Origin of the sequence: Methylobacterium sp. ap11, from assembly GCF_900110515.1 — a bacterium.
Taxonomy (GTDB): domain Bacteria; phylum Pseudomonadota; class Alphaproteobacteria; order Rhizobiales; family Beijerinckiaceae; genus Methylobacterium; species Methylobacterium ajmalii.
In genome coordinates this window covers 282,264-297,257 of record NZ_FOEB01000001.1, presented here as the reverse complement: position 1 = coordinate 297,257, position 14,994 = coordinate 282,264, and the positions used below count along the sequence as shown (strand labels likewise).

14 protein-coding genes are annotated in these 14,994 nt (G+C 72.1%); 2 read left to right on the top strand and 12 right to left on the bottom strand.

The genetic code is table 11. The features are described 5' to 3' along the window. Window positions 1–45: 45 nt before the first annotated feature. From BMX97_RS01200 to BMX97_RS01165, 8 genes are all read right to left on the bottom strand, one after another. A complete protein-coding gene (locus tag BMX97_RS01200; protein ID WP_091744593.1) occupies window positions 46–303 on the bottom strand; it encodes a hypothetical protein in 258 nt (85 codons plus the stop codon). A gap of 74 nt (window positions 304–377) precedes the next feature. After that, entirely contained in the window at window positions 378–1,022 is a 645-nt protein-coding gene (locus BMX97_RS01195; RefSeq protein WP_091744591.1) for a TetR/AcrR family transcriptional regulator, read from the bottom strand. A 112-nt stretch (window positions 1,023–1,134) separates the two neighbouring features. Then, complete coding sequence (gene pcaD / locus BMX97_RS01190) at window positions 1,135–2,316, bottom strand: bifunctional 3-oxoadipate enol-lactonase/4-carboxymuconolactone decarboxylase PcaDC (RefSeq protein WP_091744588.1); 1,182 nt, start codon at window positions 2,314–2,316, stop codon at window positions 1,135–1,137. A gap of 12 nt (window positions 2,317–2,328) precedes the next feature. Beyond that, window positions 2,329–3,687, bottom strand: a complete 1,359-nt coding sequence (locus BMX97_RS01185) for a class-II fumarase/aspartase family protein (RefSeq protein ID WP_091744587.1) — start codon at window positions 3,685–3,687, stop codon at window positions 2,329–2,331. Between the two features lie 4 nt (window positions 3,688–3,691). Next, on the bottom strand, window positions 3,692–4,525 hold the full coding sequence (locus tag BMX97_RS01180; protein ID WP_091744585.1) for a 3-oxoadipate:acetyl-CoA acetyltransferase: 834 nt from the start codon (window positions 4,523–4,525) through the stop codon (window positions 3,692–3,694). A 255-nt stretch (window positions 4,526–4,780) separates the two neighbouring features. Next, on the bottom strand, window positions 4,781–5,416 hold the full coding sequence (gene pcaG, locus BMX97_RS01175; protein WP_091744583.1) for a protocatechuate 3,4-dioxygenase subunit alpha: 636 nt from the start codon (window positions 5,414–5,416) through the stop codon (window positions 4,781–4,783). A 4-nt stretch (window positions 5,417–5,420) separates the two neighbouring features. Continuing rightward, entirely contained in the window at window positions 5,421–6,149 is a 729-nt protein-coding gene (gene pcaH, locus BMX97_RS01170; RefSeq protein WP_091744581.1) for a protocatechuate 3,4-dioxygenase subunit beta, read from the bottom strand. Between the two features lie 137 nt (window positions 6,150–6,286). Further along, window positions 6,287–7,099, bottom strand: coding sequence for an IclR family transcriptional regulator (locus BMX97_RS01165; RefSeq protein ID WP_091744579.1), 813 nt, complete (start codon window positions 7,097–7,099; stop codon window positions 6,287–6,289). Between the two features lie 101 nt (window positions 7,100–7,200). Between BMX97_RS01165 and BMX97_RS01160 the strand changes: the two genes are divergently transcribed. Continuing rightward, window positions 7,201–8,103 (top strand): DMT family transporter, encoded by a 903-nt coding sequence (locus tag BMX97_RS01160; protein WP_060845768.1) that lies wholly within the window; start codon window positions 7,201–7,203, stop codon window positions 8,101–8,103. Window positions 8,104–8,331: 228 nt separating this feature from the next. Here the strand turns inward: BMX97_RS01160 and BMX97_RS01155 are convergent, their stop codons facing one another. After that, window positions 8,332–9,957 carry an alpha-D-glucose phosphate-specific phosphoglucomutase gene (locus BMX97_RS01155; protein ID WP_091744577.1) on the bottom strand — a complete coding sequence of 542 codons (1,626 nt, stop codon included), beginning with the start codon at window positions 9,955–9,957 and terminating at the stop codon, window positions 8,332–8,334. Window positions 9,958–10,051: 94 nt separating this feature from the next. Beyond that, window positions 10,052–12,331, bottom strand: coding sequence for a bifunctional diguanylate cyclase/phosphodiesterase (locus BMX97_RS01150; protein ID WP_348273104.1), 2,280 nt, complete (start codon window positions 12,329–12,331; stop codon window positions 10,052–10,054). A 370-nt stretch (window positions 12,332–12,701) separates the two neighbouring features. On the opposite strand from BMX97_RS01150, the gene BMX97_RS01145 reads away from it, so the two are divergent. Further along, window positions 12,702–13,235, top strand: a complete 534-nt coding sequence (locus tag BMX97_RS01145) for an ankyrin repeat domain-containing protein (RefSeq protein ID WP_091744574.1) — start codon at window positions 12,702–12,704, stop codon at window positions 13,233–13,235. A 193-nt stretch (window positions 13,236–13,428) separates the two neighbouring features. Here the strand turns inward: BMX97_RS01145 and BMX97_RS01140 are convergent, their stop codons facing one another. Beyond that, entirely contained in the window at window positions 13,429–14,505 is a 1,077-nt protein-coding gene (locus BMX97_RS01140; RefSeq protein ID WP_091744572.1) for a lysylphosphatidylglycerol synthase domain-containing protein, read from the bottom strand. Further along, window positions 14,502–14,843: a (2Fe-2S) ferredoxin domain-containing protein gene (locus BMX97_RS01135; protein WP_244538217.1), complete on the bottom strand. Its 342-nt coding sequence runs from the start codon at window positions 14,841–14,843 to the stop codon at window positions 14,502–14,504. The genes BMX97_RS01140 and BMX97_RS01135 overlap by 4 nt, the downstream gene beginning before the upstream one ends. Window positions 14,844–14,994 lie beyond the last annotated feature (151 nt).

Here is a 14,994-nt window from a genome sequence, read left to right as displayed (position 1 = left end):
GGACTCACGGCACGGGACGCGCCGTCATCGGCCGGCCGCCCCCGTTCAACCCCGCTGCGGCCGCAGGACCCCGTCGGTCGTCTTCGGGTCGGGGGCCGGTGCGGAGGGCCGCACGGTGCCGGTCGTGTCGGCGTCGCCCGGGCGGACCCGCTCGGGGAGCGTCTCGTGGGCGGGCGGCATGTTGGGAGCCGTCTCGCGGCTGCGCTGGGGGCTATCGGCGAGCGGCTTGTCGACGACCTGCGCGACCACCGGCGAGGCGGCCAGGACGGCGAGCAGGACGAGACGGCTGGTGCCTCGGGTCATCGGGCTCTCCTGCGTGACTGTGATGGGTCTTCACGAGGAGCAATCGACCGGCGGCGAATCCGGTTCCCGGCCGGTCAGCTCAGGGCCAGCATCCCGACGACCGCGTCCCCGACCATCCGCTTGTGGCGGGCGCGGAGGTCCGGCGCGTCGAGGTCGACGGAGAAGATCGCCCCGAAGGTGTGGCGGTTCGAGACCCGGAAGAAGCAGAGCGCGCTGATCATCAGGTGGACGTCGAGGGGATCGACATCGGCGCGGAACACGCCGTCGGCCTGCCCGCGGGCGATGATGTCGGTGATGGTCTGGATCACCCCGAGGTTGAGGCCGCGGATCGTCTCGGAGCCCGACAGGTGCTCGGCCCGGTGGATGTTCTCGATCGCGACGAGGCGGATGAAGTCCGGATGGGCCTCGTCGTACTCGAAGGTGAATTCGACGAGCCGGCGGATCGCCTCGGCGGGCGCCAGGTTGCCGAGGTCGAGGTCGGCCTCGACCTGGCGGATGTCGGCATAGGCCTTCTCCAGCACCGCGAGGTACAGGCCTTCCTTGCCGCCGAAGTAATAGTAGATCATCCGCTTCGACGTGCGGGTGCGCTCCGCGATGGCGTCGACCCGCGCACCGCTGAGCCCGAAGGCGGAGAACTCTTCCGTCGCGACCGCCAGGATGTCGGCCCGGGTCCGCTCGGGATCCTTGGTGCGGGAAGGGCGGGGCGTGACGGCGTCCATGGTCCGGCGGGTTCGAGGAGCGACAGGGGGGCGGCAGGAGGCAGCCGGAATGCCGCCTGCTCTACCACCCCGCCCGCCGCGGTGCATCCGGTCAGGCGAGTTCGTCGCCCCGTCAGGCGAGTTCGTCGCCCAGCACGTCCCGGGCCCAGCGGAACGCGCCGTTCGCCGCCGGCACGCCGGCATAGATCGCGGTCTGGATCAGCAGCGCCTGCAGCTCCGCCACGGTGACGCCGTTGCGCAGGGCCGGGCGGACATGGAGCTTGAACTCCTCCTCGCGGCCGAGCGCCACCATCATGGCGAGCGTCACGAAGGACCGGGTCTTCCACGGGATGCGCGGGTCGCCCCAGACCTCGCCCCAGGCGGTGCGGGTGATGAAGTCCTGCCAGGGCCCGGCGAAGTCGCCGGCCGCGGCCAGCGAGCGCTCGACATGGGCCTCGCCGAGCACGCTCTTGCGGTTGGTGAGACCGGTCTCGAACGCCACCGCGCCGGTCGCCGTCTCGGGCGCCCCGCGGTGCCGGTCGAGGAAGCCGAGGAGATGGGCGGCGGTGGCGGCCGGCTGCTCGACGGAGAGAAGGTGGGCGACGTTCGGCAGCACCACCAGCTCGGCGTGGCGGATCTGATCGCAGATCTCCTGCGCCATGGCGGGGGGCGTCGCCGGGTCGTCGCGGCCGGCGATGACCAGGGTCGGGGCGGTGACGCGGTCGAGCACCGGGCGCAGGTCCATGCGGCCGATGGCGTTGCAGCACACGGCGTAGCCGGCGGAATCGGTGCCGGTGAATTGGGCATGCACCGGCGCCACCGCGTCGGGGGATCTTGTGGGGAAATCGGGCGTGAACCAGCGGGTCATCGTCGCCTCGACGATCGCCGCCGTGCCCTTCTCGCGCACGAGCGCAGCGCGCTCGTTCCAGGACGCCTCGCTCGGCATGAAGGCGGCGGTCGCCATCAGGGTCAGGCTGATCACCCGGTCGGGATGGCGGCTCGCCGCCGCCTGCCCGGTCATGCCGCCGAGCGACAGGCCGACGACGTGGGCGCGGGGGAGGCTGAGCGCGTCGAGGAGGCCGATCAGGTCCTCGGCGAGATCCGCGACCTCGATTTGGGTGTCGCGCACCTGCGAAGCGCCGTGGCCGCGGGTGTCGTAGCGCAGCACCCGGTAGCGGCCCCGCAGGTAGGGCACCAGCGGGTCCCACATCGCCAGCGACGTGCCGAGCGAGTTGGAGAAGACCACCACCGGCGCGCCGCTCGGACCGGACAGCTCGTAGTTCAGAAGGGTGCCGTTGGCCTCGATCTGGGGCATGGGAACCTCGGTTTACGCGGAGTGCAGGAAGGCGGCGAGGCGCGAGACTTCCGCCAGCGCCCGGTCGGCGGTGCGGGCCCCGGCCCGGATGGCGGGAGAGAGATCGAAGGCGGGCTCGATGTCGGCGCCCGCCGCCTCGGGCCGGGCGCGCAGCACCTCTTGGAGCGAGCCCTGCCCGTCGCGGACCGCGCCGGCGGCCTCCTCGACCAGGGCATGGGCGGCCTTGGCGCCGATCACGGGCGCCAGCCGGCTCGCCGCGGCGTCGGCGAAGAGGAGGCCCCGCGTCACGTCGAGGTTGCGACGCATCCGCCCAGGGTCGGGGACCAGCCCCTGGGCGAGGCCGCGGGCCTCGCGCAACGCGCCCGAGGCAAGGCCGAACAGAGTCGGCAGGGCGTGCCACTCGGCGTGCCAGGCGCCGGCCGGCCGCTCGTGGGCCGCCGCCATCCCGTCGAGCAGGGTCAGGCTCGTCCCCTTGGCGGCCCCGAAGGCGGAGAGGATCACCGTCGAGGAGACGGGATTGCGCTTGTGCGGCATCGCCGAGGAGCCGCCGCGGCCCGGCACGTAGGGCTCGGCCACCTCGCCGACCTCGGTGGTGGCGAGATGCGCGACATCGGTGGCGAACTTGGCGAGCGCCCCCATCAGCAGGGCGAGCCACGAGCCGGTCTCGGCGATGCGGGCGCGGCGCGTGTGCCAGGGCGCGAGATCCGGATGCAGGCCGAGCGCGGCGGCAAATCCGTCGCCGACGGCCTCGGCCTTCTCGCCGAGGCCGGCGAGCGTGCCGACGGGACCGCCCAGCGAGGCGGTGAGGACCCGGTCGCGCAGGGCCGGCAGCAGGGCCGCCACCTCGGCGATGCCGAGCGCCCAGATCGCGGCCTTGAACCCGAAGGTGACCGGGGCCGCGTGCTGGCCGTAGGTGCGCCCGACGCACGGGGTCTCGCGGTGCTGGCGCGCCAGGGCGGACAGGCCGTCGAGGATCGCCTTCAGGTCCGCCGCGACGAGGTCGAAGGCGTCGCGGATCTGGAGCACCAGGGCGGTGTCGGCGATGTCCTGGGTGGTGGTCGCCTTGTGGAAGGCGGGCTCCAGCTCCGGGGGCAGGGCGCCCTGCACCGCCTTGACGAACGGGATCACCGGCACGCCGGACACGGCGGTGCGCCGCCCGAGAGCGGCCGGGTCGAGCGCCGCCGCGCCGATCGCCTCGATGGCGGGGCTGAGGGAGGCCGGCACGAGGCCGGCCTGGCTTTGCGCCCGCGCCAGGGCCGCCTCGGCCCGCAGCATCGCCGCCACCCGGGCCTCGTCGGCGAAGACGGCGCGCATGGCGTCCGTGGCGAAGAGGGGCCCGAGCAGGGCGGAGTCGAGGGCCGAGAGCGTCATCGGATCAGGCCACGGGCTTCAGGTGGAGCTGGGCGCGGGCCTCCGCCGGGGTCGCGACCTTGCGGTTGTGGCGGGTCACCATCTCGGCGGCGAGCGAGACCAGCTCGGCGTTGCTCGCGGCGAGCCGGTCCTTGGTCACCCGGACGTTGTCTTCGAGGCCGGTGCGGACCGCATCCGCCCCGCGGGAGAGCGCCCAGCCCATGACGCGGGCCTGCTCGCGGCCGATACCGGCGGCGGTCCAGGTCGCACCCGGGATCACCCGGCGGGTCTCGGCGAGCAGGATGTCGAGCAGGTGCTCGTCGGCCGGCATCGCGTTCTTCACGCCCATCACGAACTGGACGTGGGGATGGGCATCCATCAGCCCCTCCTCGATCAGCCTTTTGGCGCCGTGGATGTGGGAGAGGTCGAAGATCTCGATCTCGGGCCGGATGCCGTTCTCGCGCATCGATCCGGCGAGGTCGTTCACCAGGGTCGCGTGGTTCTCGTAGACGATGGTCGGGAAGTTGACCGAGCCGGTCGAGAGCGAGGCCATGTCGGGCCGGTGGACCAGCGAGAGGCCGCGCGCGCTCGGATCGCGGCCGCGGCCGCCGGTCGAGAACTGCACGATCATGCCGGGGCAGTGCTTGCGCACGCCCTCCTGCACCGCCGCGAACTTGTCGGGGTCGGAGGAGGGGGACTCGTCGTCGTTGCGGACGTGGATGTGGACGAGGGTGGCGCCGGCCTCGAAGGCTGCGTGCGTGGATTCGATCTGCTCGGCGACGGTGGTGGGCACCGCCGGGTTGTCCTTCTTGCGCGGGACCGAGCCGGTGATCGCGACGGCGATGACGACGGGGTTCATGGGGGTCTCCTGGGGTTATTTTTGGCTCTGTCGCCACGATGAGACGTGAGGACGCGACTGAGTGATGGTCTTCCGCTCCTTCCCACCCGCAACCTCATCCTGAGGTGTTAGTCGATCAAGGATCGACTGACCTCGAAGGAGGGCTCCAGAAGTCTCAGCCATCTCTGGAGCCCTCCTTCGAGGCCGCTGCGCGGCACCTCAGGATGAGGTCGTGGGTGGGATGAGCAGTCGTGTGTCAGGGGGATGGGGCGAAGTTCACACGTCGAAGAACACGGTCTCGTTCGGCCCCTGCAAGTAGATGTCGAACACGTACACCGTCGTTCCGTCCCGCTCCTCGCGCTTCGCCAGGAGGCTGTCGCGCAAGGGCCCGCGCTCGACGAGGTTCAGCACCGGGTCGGCGGCGTTGGCCTCGGCCTCGTCGGCGAAGTAGAGCCGGGTCTGGAGGCCGATATTGATGCCGCGGGCGGCGATCCAGAGGTTGACGTGCGGCGCCATCGGGCGGTGGCCCTTGCGGCCCTCGACCGGGCCGGGCTTCACCGTCTCGAAGAACCACACGCCCGTGTCGAAGTCCGAGCCGGTGCGGCCCCAGCCGCGAAACGTCTCGTCGAGGGGCTTGCCCTCCTGGCGGTCGGCCGGGTGGTTGTAGCGGCCCGCGGAATTGGCCTGCCAGATCTCCAGGAAGGCGTCGCGCACCAGCGAGCCGGCGCCGTCGAAGACCCGGCCCTCGATCCGGATGCGCTCGCCCTTGGTCTCGGGCCCGGCGAGCACGTTGGTGAAATTGGTCTCGAAGATGTCGAAGCCGGCCTGGTGCGGGATCAGCCCGATATGGACGTAGGGACCCGCGGTCTGGGACGGCGTCTCCTGGAGACGGACGGGAAGCGGCTGGACCATCGTCTCAGTTCCCCTGAAGCTTGTTCTCGAACAGCGTCTGCTGGCGGCCGCGCAGCACGATGTCGAACTTGTAGGCGAGCATGTCGAGCGGCACCGCGGCGCCGAGGTCGAGGGGGGCGATCAACCGCTCGGCGGCCGAGCGGTCGGGGATGCCGAGCACCATCGGGTCGCGCCAGATCAGCGGGTCGCCCTCGAAGTACATCTGGGTGATCAGGCGCTGGGCGAAGCCGGAGCCGAACACCGAGAAGTGGATATGCGCCGGGCGCCAGGAATTCAGGTTGTTGCGCCAGGGATAGGGCCCGGGCTTGATCGTGCGGAAGTAGTAGAAGCCGTTCTCGTCGGTGATCGTCCGGCCGCAGCCGCCGAAGTTCGGGTCGATCGGGGCGAGGTAGCGGTCGTTGCGGTGGCGGTAGCGCCCGCCCGCATTGGCCTGCCAGAACTCGACCAGGGTGTGGGGGATGCCCCGGCCGTTCTCGTCGCGGACGTGGCCGTGGACGAAGATCCGCTCGCCGATCGGCTCGCCCTCGCGGGCATAGTTGAGGATCAGGTCGTTATCGAGCGCGCCGAGTTCCGAATGCCCGAAGGCCGGGCCGGTCACCTCCGACAGGGAGGATTGCAGCGAGATCATCGCCCGGCGCGGCGAGCGCAGCACGCTGGTCTTGTAGTCCGGCGTGAAGGCCGGCGGGTGGATCGAGCGGTCCCTCTGCAGGAACTCGCTGTCGGCGTGGGTCATCGCTTCCTCCTGGGGGCCTTTCGGAGCCCGTGACGGGTCGTGCGAGGGGAAGACCCCTCGGTGGCTCTTGGCGGCCCGGTCGTTCGACGCGCCCGCGGGACTTACCACCGTCCCGGGGCCCGAGCCATTTCAGGGCGTCATCCGGACGTGACGGGGGCCCGGCCGCCGAGCGCCCCGAGATACTCGGAGAAGGCGCCGACCGAGGACAGGTCGGCGGCGGCGGCGAGCAGGTCCGGCGCGATCGCGTCGCGCTGCGCCTCGCCGAGGCGCAGGCTCGGGCCGGCGACGCTGAGGTTGCCGATGGCGCGCCCGGTCTGCGGATGCACGATGTTGGCCGCCATCGCGGCGGCGCCCGGCGTGTTGGTGTCCTGCACCCAGGCGTAACCCCGGGCGCGGGCCTCGTTGACCAGGGCCATGAGCGCCGCGACCGTGCGTGGCGCGTTGGGGCCGCATTCCTCCGGCGCGCCGAGGCCCTGGCGCATCACGAGGCTGAGCGCCTCCTCGTCGGTGAGGCTCGCGAGCCACGCGATGCCGGTCGAGCTGGTCGAGAGCCGGGCCTCGGTGCCCATGTCGCCGTCGTAGCGCAGGCCCGTGCGGGCGCCCTGCGCCTTCGCCACCCAGACCAGGCGCGGGTAATCGACCACCGCGAGCCGCGCCAGCTCGCCGCTGAGACCGGCTAGCCGGTCGAGCACCGACTGGGCGATGTCGACGACGCCGGTGCGCGAGAGGTGCTTGAGGCCGAGCGTGGCGAACTTGGTGGTCAGCAGGTAGCGCCCGGTCTCGCCGTCCTGCACCACGTAGTGATGCTCGGCGAGCTCGGCCAGCAGCCGGTGGGCGCCGCTCTTGGGAATATCCAGCGTCTCGGCGATGGTCTGGAGGGGCAGCCCGCGCGGATGGTTCGCGAGGAGTTCCACCAGGTCAAGGGCGCGCCGCAGCAGGGAGCCGGCCATCTCTCGTGCTCTAAGTCCGCGCTCTCAAATATGGAACGCAGTTCTGGATTTGAATGGAGTTCCGTTCTAAGTCAAGGGAGCGAACGAGGGAGGAAGCGGGCATGCGCGGCACGGGCCAGCACGAGACCCTGACCGGCATCGCCCTGATGGTGAGCGCGGTGGCGGGCTTTGCCAGCATCGACGCCTCGGCGAAGTTCCTCAGCGGGACGATGAGCCCGATGCTGATCGTGGCCCTGCGCTACCTCGTCAGCTTCGTCATCGTGGCGGGCTTCCTCGCCGGGCGGCGCGACATCGTCGGGCTGATGCGCACGCGCCGGCCGGGCCTGCAGGTCCTGCGCTCGCTGTGCCTGGTGACCGCCACGATGTGCTCGTTCGTGGCCCTGCGCTACCTGCCGCTGGCGCAGGTCACCTCGATCACCTTCGCGTCGCCCCTCGTCGTGGCGCTGATCGCCGGGCCGCTGCTCGGCGAGCGGATCGGCTGGCGCCGGGTGGCGGCGGTGCTGGTCGGATTTTCCGGGGTCCTGGTGGTGAGCCGGCCAGGGCTCTCGGGCATGCACCCGGCGGCGTTGCTCGCGGTGGTGACCGCGCTCGTCAACGGGGTCTACATCGTGGTGACGCGGATGCTCGCCGCCTACGACCCGCCCGAGACCACGATGTTCTATACCGGCCTCGTCGGCTCGGTGCTGACCGCGCCGGCCCTGCCGTTCCTGTGGCAGACCCCGACCGAAGCCTCGACCTGGATCGGCATCGCCTCCGTCGGCTTCTTCGGCGCTCTCGGCCACTGGCTGCTGATCCTGGCGCACCGGCGGGCCCCGGCCTCGACGCTCGCGCCCTTCGCCTACGCCCACCTGCTCTGGGCGGTGCTCCTCGGCATCCTGGTCTTCGGTCATCTGCCCGACCACTGGACGGTGATCGGCGGCGCGGTGGTGGCGGCCTCCGGCCTGTACCTGCTCTACCACGAGCGCCCGCGGGTCGTGCCGCCCGGGGAGGAGGGGGCGGTGTGAAGCTCCGCCTCTTGAACCCTCCCCCCTCTGCGGGGGAGGGTGGCCTACGAAGTAGGCCGGGAGAGGGGACGCCGCTTCCGGATTTGACTGAACCGTCCTGAAGGGCGCCGTCTGGAAAGTCGTCGCGCTGCCCCTCTTGCGGGACTTCGTCCCGGCCCGGCCCCTGCTGACGCAGGGACCACCCTCCCCCGCAGAGGGGGAAGGGTTCGGGGCGGCACGCTATTCGCCCTACGTCACGACCGACGGCTCGGTCCGCCCCGTATGCTGCACGATCCCGGCGATGGCCTCCGCCGCCGCCACGACCGGCGCCAGCATCTCGGCGGTCGGCGCGTCGAGCCGGTCCTTCGAGAAACGCTCGAGATAGACCCGGAGCGTCGCCCCGACCGTGCCGGTGCCCGACAGGCGGAAGACCACCCGGGCATCCTCGCGAAACAGGATCCGCACGCCCTGGCGCGCGGTCACCGAGCCGTCGACCGGGTCGGTATAGGCGAAGTCGTCCGCGGCCTCGACGGTGAGCCCGCCGAAGCTCTGACCCGGCAGCCCGGCGAGCTTGTCGCGAAGCGCGCTCATCAGCCCCTCGGCGGCGGCGCTCTCCACCTCCTCGTAGTCGTGGCGGGCATAGTAGTCGCGGCCGTACGTCGCCCAGTGGTCGCGCACCACCCGGTCGGCGGGCTTGCCGGTCGCGGCAAGCAGGTTGAGCCAGAGCAGGACCGCCCAGAGCCCGTCCTTCTCGCGGACGTGGTTCGAGCCGGTGCCGGCGCTCTCCTCGCCGCACAGCGTGATCCGCCCGGCATCGAGCAGGTTGCCGAAGAACTTCCAGCCGGTCGGGGTCTCGAAGGCCGGGACGCCGAGAGCGGCCGCGACCCGGTCGGCGGCGCGGCTCGTCGGCATCGAGCGGGCGATGCCGGAGAGACCCGCCTTGTAGCCCGGCGCCAGATGCGCGTGGGCGGCGAGGATCGCCAGGCTGTCGCTCGGGGTGACGAACAGGTGGGGCGCCACGATCATGTTGCGGTCGCCGTCGCCGTCGGAGGCCGCGCCGAAATCGGGCGCGGCCGGGCCGGTCATCTCGACCATCAGGTCATGGGCGTGGACCGGGTTCGGATCCGGGTGGTGGCCGCCGAAATCGGGCAGCGGCTCGGCGTTGATCACCGTGCCGGCCGGCGCGCCGAGGCGCCGCTCCAGGATCTCTACCGCGTAGGGGCCGGTCACCGCGCTCATCGCGTCGAAGCGCATCCGGAAGCCGGAGCGAAAGAGCGCCGCGATGGCCGGGAAGTCGATCAGCGTCTCCATCAGCGCGGCGTAATCCGCCACCGGATCGATCACCGTGACGGTGGCCTCACCGAGCGCGACGTCGCCCGGGGTGTCGAGGTCGATGTCGGCGGCCTCGACGATGCGGTACTCGCCGATCGCCTTGGTGCGGGCGAAGATCGCCTCGGTGACCGGCTCGGGGGCGGGACCGCCGTTGCGGCCGTTGAACTTGATGCCGAAATCGCCCTCGGGGCCGCCCGGGTTGTGGCTCGCCGAGAGCACCACGCCGCCGATCGCGCCGTATTGGCGGATCACGCAGGAGGCGGCGGGCGTCGAGAGCAGGCCGCCGCGGCCGACCAGGATGCGCGAGAAGCCGTTGGCCGCCGCGATCTTCAGGGTCGTCTGCACCACCTCGCGGTTGAGGAAGCGCCCGTCGCCGCCGACCACCAGCGTCGTGCCGGCCCGGTCGGGCAGGCAGTCGAAGATCGCCTGGACGAAGTTCTCGACGTAGCGCGGCTGGCGGAAGACCGGCACCTTCTTGCGCAGGCCCGAGGTGCCGGGCTTCTGGTCGGGAAAGGGCTGCGTGGGGACGGCCTTGACGGTCATGGAGTCTCGTCTCGGGAAGAGGCGGCGGGACCGGACGGCCCCGCCTGCCCGGCTTATGCCGCCTCTTGCCCGCGCCGGCCAGCCCGCGCGCCGCTCACGCCGCGTCCTCGGCGGCGTCCGGCTCCGCCGTCAGATGCTGGAAGCCGCCGATCGGGCCGGGACGGCCGATCAGGTATCCTTGCGCCTCCTGGCAGGCCTCGGCGCCCAGGAAGGCGAGCTCGGCCGAGGTCTCGACGCCCTCGGCCAGGACCGGCAGGCCGAGGCCCCGGCCCAGCCCCAGCACCGTGCGCACGATGGTGGCGGCCTGCTCGCTCGAATCGACCGAGCGGGTGAAGGAGGCGTCGATCTTGATCTTGTCGAACGGGAAGGCACGCAGGTTCGACAGCGACGAGTAGCCGGTGCCGAAATCGTCCATGGCGATGCGCACGCCGAGCGCCTTGATCCGCCGCAGGGTGGCGAGCGCCCGGGGCAGGTCGCGGATCAGCGCCGTCTCGGTGATCTCCAGTTCGAGGCGGGCCGGCGACAGGCCGGTGGCGAACAGGATCTCGTGGACGAGTTCGGCGAAGCCCGGGGAGTGGAGCTGGACCGCCGAGACGTTGACGGCGATGCGCAGCGGCTTGTCCCAGGAGGCGGCCTCGCGGCAGGTCTCGCGCAGCACCCACTCGCCGATGGCCAGGATGCTGCCGGTCTCCTCGGCGATCGGGATGAACAGGTTCGGCGGGACGGTGCCGCGCTCGGGGTGATGCCAGCGCAGCAGCGCCTCGAAGCCGACCGCCTCGCCGCTGTCGATGCGGGTCTGCGGCTGGTAGACCACCCGCAGTTCGCCCCGCTCGACGGCATGGCGCAGGTCGTGCTCGATCTGGCGCCGCTCGCGCACCTGCACGCCCATCCGCGCCTCGTAGAAGCGCAGGCGCCCGCGTCCCTCCTGCTTGGCGCGGTAGAGGGCGGTGTCGGCCTGGACCATCAGGGTCTCGGCGTCGTCGCCGTCATGCGGGTAGACGGCGAGGCCGAGGCTCGCGGCGGCGATCGCCCCGGCCGGCCCGGTCTCGGCCTGGCGCAGGGCCGCCAGGATCGCCTCGCCCAGCGCCTCGGCACCGGCCGCGTCGAGGTTCGGGGCCAGCACGGCGAACTCGTCGCCGCCGAGCCGCGCCAGCATCTGGCCCGGCGCCAGCACCCCCGTGATGGCGGCGCAGACCGAGCGCAGCAGGGCGTCGCCGGCCGCGTGGCCGAACAGGTCGTTGACCTCCTTGAACCGGTCGAGGTCGGCGCAGAGCACCGCCAGCGGACGCCCGGCGGCCTGGGCGAGCGCGATCTCCTGCACCAGCCGGTCGTTGAAACTCGCCCGGTTCGGCGCGCCGGTGAGGGCGTCGTGATGGGCGAGGTAGGCGATCCGCGCCTCGGCGCGCTTGCGCGCCCGCAGGTCGCGCACCGCCATCGCCGCGTGCGGGCGGCCGGCGAAGTCGATGACGCGGCGGATCACCTCGACCGGGACGAGCGTGCCGTCGGCGCGGCGCAGCTGCGCCTCCGGCACCTCGAGGTCCTCGTCGGCCCCGGGCCGGAGCCGGTCGGCCGCCTCGCCCAGGATGGCCGAGAGCGGCTGGCCGGTGAGGGCGTCCGGAGGCACGCCGACGAGGTCGGCGAAGCTGTCGTTGACGGTGACGATGCGGTCGCCGTCGCAGACGACCAGGCCCTCGACGGCGGCGTTGGCCAGCCCGCGCATCCGGTCGCCCTCGAGCGCCGAGCGGCGCTCGTCGCGCAGGTGCAGCCACAGGCCCGCGAAGGCGAGGACGAGGATCGTGATGCTGCCGACCGCGACCGCGACCGCCATCATCTCCGCCGGCACCGCGGTGCCCGAGAGCGCCCGGCTCGGATCCGGCACGATCACCGCGGCGGTCATCGCGGTGAAGTGCAGGCTGCAGATCCCCGCGACCATCAGGACGGCCCCGAGCACCTTCGTGCGCACCGAGCCGTCGCGCAGGGTAGTGGCGAGCGCCAGGCTGCCGAGCCCGGCGCCGGCGACGAGCGCCGTGACGACGAGGACCGGATCCCAGGCGACGCGGCCCGCGACCTCGAAGGCCGCCATGCCGGTGAAGTGCATCGCGCCGACGCCGACGCCGATCTGCGCGCCGCCGAGCCAGGGGGCGGCCGGCAGGCCCGGCCGCAGCGCGATCCAGAACCCGGCCGCCGTCATGAAGACCGCGATCATCAGCGACAGCCCGGTCAGCCCGAGGTCGTAGGCCGAGGCGAGGCCGGGCGAGAAGGCCAGCATGGCGATGAAATGAGTCGCCCAGATCCCGGTGCCGCCGGCGAGCGCCCCGGTGAGCAGCCACAGCCGGCGCGCCCGGCCGGCATGGCCGCGCGCGTAGTCGAGCAAGGTCAGGCTAGTTGCTGCAGCGAGATTGCACACAACCGCAGCGAGCAAAACGAGCTTGAGATCGTGATTATGAGCGATGCAATCGTAGAGGGCGGTCACAACGGGTGTCTCTCTATGGAGATCTATGTGGCGAGAGACGTACGCCTCCGTTGATGAACTTACAGTCGGCCATATGGTCAGTCCGCCTGTTTCCCGGGCGTGTAGTGAATCCAGACCTAATGGGCTCGATCAATCCCGGCGCGAGCGGATCGCGGCCGCCCGCCTCGAGGCGGAGCGACCGTCCCGGCGGGGTATCCGCTCGGCAGGGGGCACCACTTGGCGGCACGGGCCCCCGCCCGATATCCCGCGCCGACCACGACGGATGAGAGCGATGCAGAACGACGAGCCCGGCGCCCCGGCGCGCCCGACCCTGGACGAGGACACGATCGCCTTCGCGGGCCGGGTCTTCGGCTATGCGCGCCTCGGTCACCACGCGGAGCTGGGCGAGCTTCTCGGCATGGGGATGCCGCCGAACCTGCGCAACGACAAGGGCGACACGCTCCTGATGCTCGCGGCCTATCACGGCCATGTCGAGACCGTCGGCGTGCTGATGGCGCACGCGGCCGACCCGGAGATCGCCAACGACCGCGGCCAGACCCCGCTCGCCGCGGCGGCGTTCAAGGGTGCGCTGCCGGTGGTGCTCGCGCTCCTCGACGGGGGCGCGGCGGTCGACGGGGCCGGGCCGGACGGGCGCACCGCCCTGATGGTCGCGGCAATGTTCAACCGGGTCGAGATGGTGGAGACCCTGCTCGCCCACGGCGCCGACCCGGCCCGCCGCGACGCCGGCGGCCTCACCGCCGAGGCCGCGGCCCGCGCGATGAGCGCCCCCGACACGCCGGAGGTGCTGGCCCGGGCGGCGCGCTAGAGCAGTACCCGGTCGACCGGGCACTGCTCTAGAGAGCTTCACGATCGCGTTGCAATCGCGAAGCTCTCTAGGTCTTTGTTTTTTCGCATTTTCTCCGACGAACCGGTTTCCACTTCGTCGGAAAATGCTTTAGGTCATTGATTTTGCCGCATTTTCTATCGACGACCCGGTGCCCACTTCGTCGGAAAATGCTCTAGATCGCAGGTGGGGCAGTGGGCGGGACCATCAGCCCGCGCCGGGCCTCGATCATCTGCCAAGCCAGGAGCGCCGGCAGGCCCAGCACCACGTCGGGCACGCGCTTGACCAGGGAGAGGGCGAGCGCCGTGTGCGGATCGATGCCGAACAGGCTGCCGAGGAGCACGAAGCCGCCCTCCTGGACGCCGAGCCCGCTCGGAACCGGGAAGGCGGCCGACTTGATCGCCTGGCTCAGGGATTCGAGGACCACCGCCTCGGCGAACGTCACGCCCTCGATGCCGATGCAGCGCAGCGCGATCCAGATCTCGAGGGCACCGAGGAACCAGGCCGCGAGGTGGAGGAGGAAGCCCTCCGCCAGCGGCAGCCCGCGCCGACGGTCCCAGACCGCGTCGAGCGCCGCCTGGACGCCGCCGCCGACCGGCGCAGGCCCGCCCTCGGCCGCGAAGCGCCGGGCGAGCGCGCTCACCCGGCGCTCGACGAAGGCGGCGCCGCCATAGCGCTGCACGGCGAAGAACGCGGCCAGCACGACGCCGCTGAGCGCCAGGCCCTTGGCGCACCAGGCCGCGAGGGTGGCCGCCTGCTCGCCCTCGAGCCGCGAGAGCAGGACGACGCCGGTCAGGGCGAACAGCGCCTGGGTGACGACCTGGAAGAACATGTCGACCAGGATGCCGGCGGCGCTCGCCGCGCCCGTGACGCCCCAGAAGGTGAGGAGGCGCGCGCCCAGGACCTCGCCGCCGACCGAGGCGACGGGCAAGAGCACGTTGACGCCCTCGCGCACGAAGCGCAGCAGCACGAACGGGCCGGAGGCGAGCCCGACGAGGCCGGAGAGCACCCGGGCCCAGGCGATACCGCACAGCCCGACGATCACGAGCCGCACCAGCACCACCGCGACGATGCCGAGCACGCCGACGCGCCCGAAGGCGTCCGCCACCGCCCCGACGTCGTTGGCGGCGACGAGCCAGAGCGCGAGGACCACGCCGACCGCGGCGCCGAGGAGCGGCACCCGCCGCAGCAGGCGCCGGCCGAGGCTCGGGCGACGGGCCTCGGGGTGCGGGGCCGCGTCGCCCGCCGTCATCGGTCCTCGTCCCGGGTCGGCAGCAGGGCGTCGAGCATCGCCTCCGCGGAGAGCGTCGGATCGAGCACCAGGAGACGGCCCTCGCCGAGAGAGCCGGCGGTGGCGAGCGTGAGGCTGCGCTTGGGGCACAGGCCGAGGCAGCCGGTCTCGACCACCCGCACCTTGCGGCCGCGACGATCGGCCTTGAGGGCCCGCTTCAGCCCGCCCCGCACCGCCTTGGCGCCGACGCCCTGACGCTTGGCGCATTTGGCGCACACCATCACGATCTCGGCGAAGGGGGCGGAGGCCGCCTTGGCCGGTCCGCGTTTCGTCACCGCCAGCTTGCTCACGCGGGTCACCGTCTCCCGTTCCTCGTCACGCAAACGCCGGAGTTACCCTCCGGCCGATGCGCGCGCAACGCGGCATGGACGCGGCCGCGCATCCCGCCCGGGGGCGAGCACCCGCCCGCGCGGCCGGTACACGACGTCCGCGGGATCGCGTCGCGATGCG

Coding starts and splice junctions, on each gene's coding strand:
- BMX97_RS01200 (WP_091744593.1), bottom strand. CDS start 303: ATGACCCGAGGCACCAGCCGTCTCGTCCTGCTCGCCGTCCTGGCCGCC.
- BMX97_RS01195 (WP_091744591.1), bottom strand. CDS start 1,022: ATGGACGCCGTCACGCCCCGCCCTTCCCGCACCAAGGATCCCGAGCGG.
- pcaD (WP_091744588.1), bottom strand. CDS start 2,316: ATGCCCCAGATCGAGGCCAACGGCACCCTTCTGAACTACGAGCTGTCC.
- BMX97_RS01185 (WP_091744587.1), bottom strand. CDS start 3,687: ATGACGCTCTCGGCCCTCGACTCCGCCCTGCTCGGGCCCCTCTTCGCC.
- BMX97_RS01180 (WP_091744585.1), bottom strand. CDS start 4,525: ATGAACCCCGTCGTCATCGCCGTCGCGATCACCGGCTCGGTCCCGCGC.
- pcaG (WP_091744583.1), bottom strand. CDS start 5,416: ATGGTCCAGCCGCTTCCCGTCCGTCTCCAGGAGACGCCGTCCCAGACC.
- pcaH (WP_091744581.1), bottom strand. CDS start 6,149: ATGACCCACGCCGACAGCGAGTTCCTGCAGAGGGACCGCTCGATCCAC.
- BMX97_RS01165 (WP_091744579.1), bottom strand. CDS start 7,099: ATGGCCGGCTCCCTGCTGCGGCGCGCCCTTGACCTGGTGGAACTCCTC.
- BMX97_RS01160 (WP_060845768.1), top strand. CDS start 7,201: ATGCGCGGCACGGGCCAGCACGAGACCCTGACCGGCATCGCCCTGATG.
- BMX97_RS01155 (WP_091744577.1), bottom strand. CDS start 9,957: ATGACCGTCAAGGCCGTCCCCACGCAGCCCTTTCCCGACCAGAAGCCC.
- BMX97_RS01145 (WP_091744574.1), top strand. CDS start 12,702: ATGCAGAACGACGAGCCCGGCGCCCCGGCGCGCCCGACCCTGGACGAG.
- BMX97_RS01140 (WP_091744572.1), bottom strand. CDS start 14,505: ATGACGGCGGGCGACGCGGCCCCGCACCCCGAGGCCCGTCGCCCGAGC.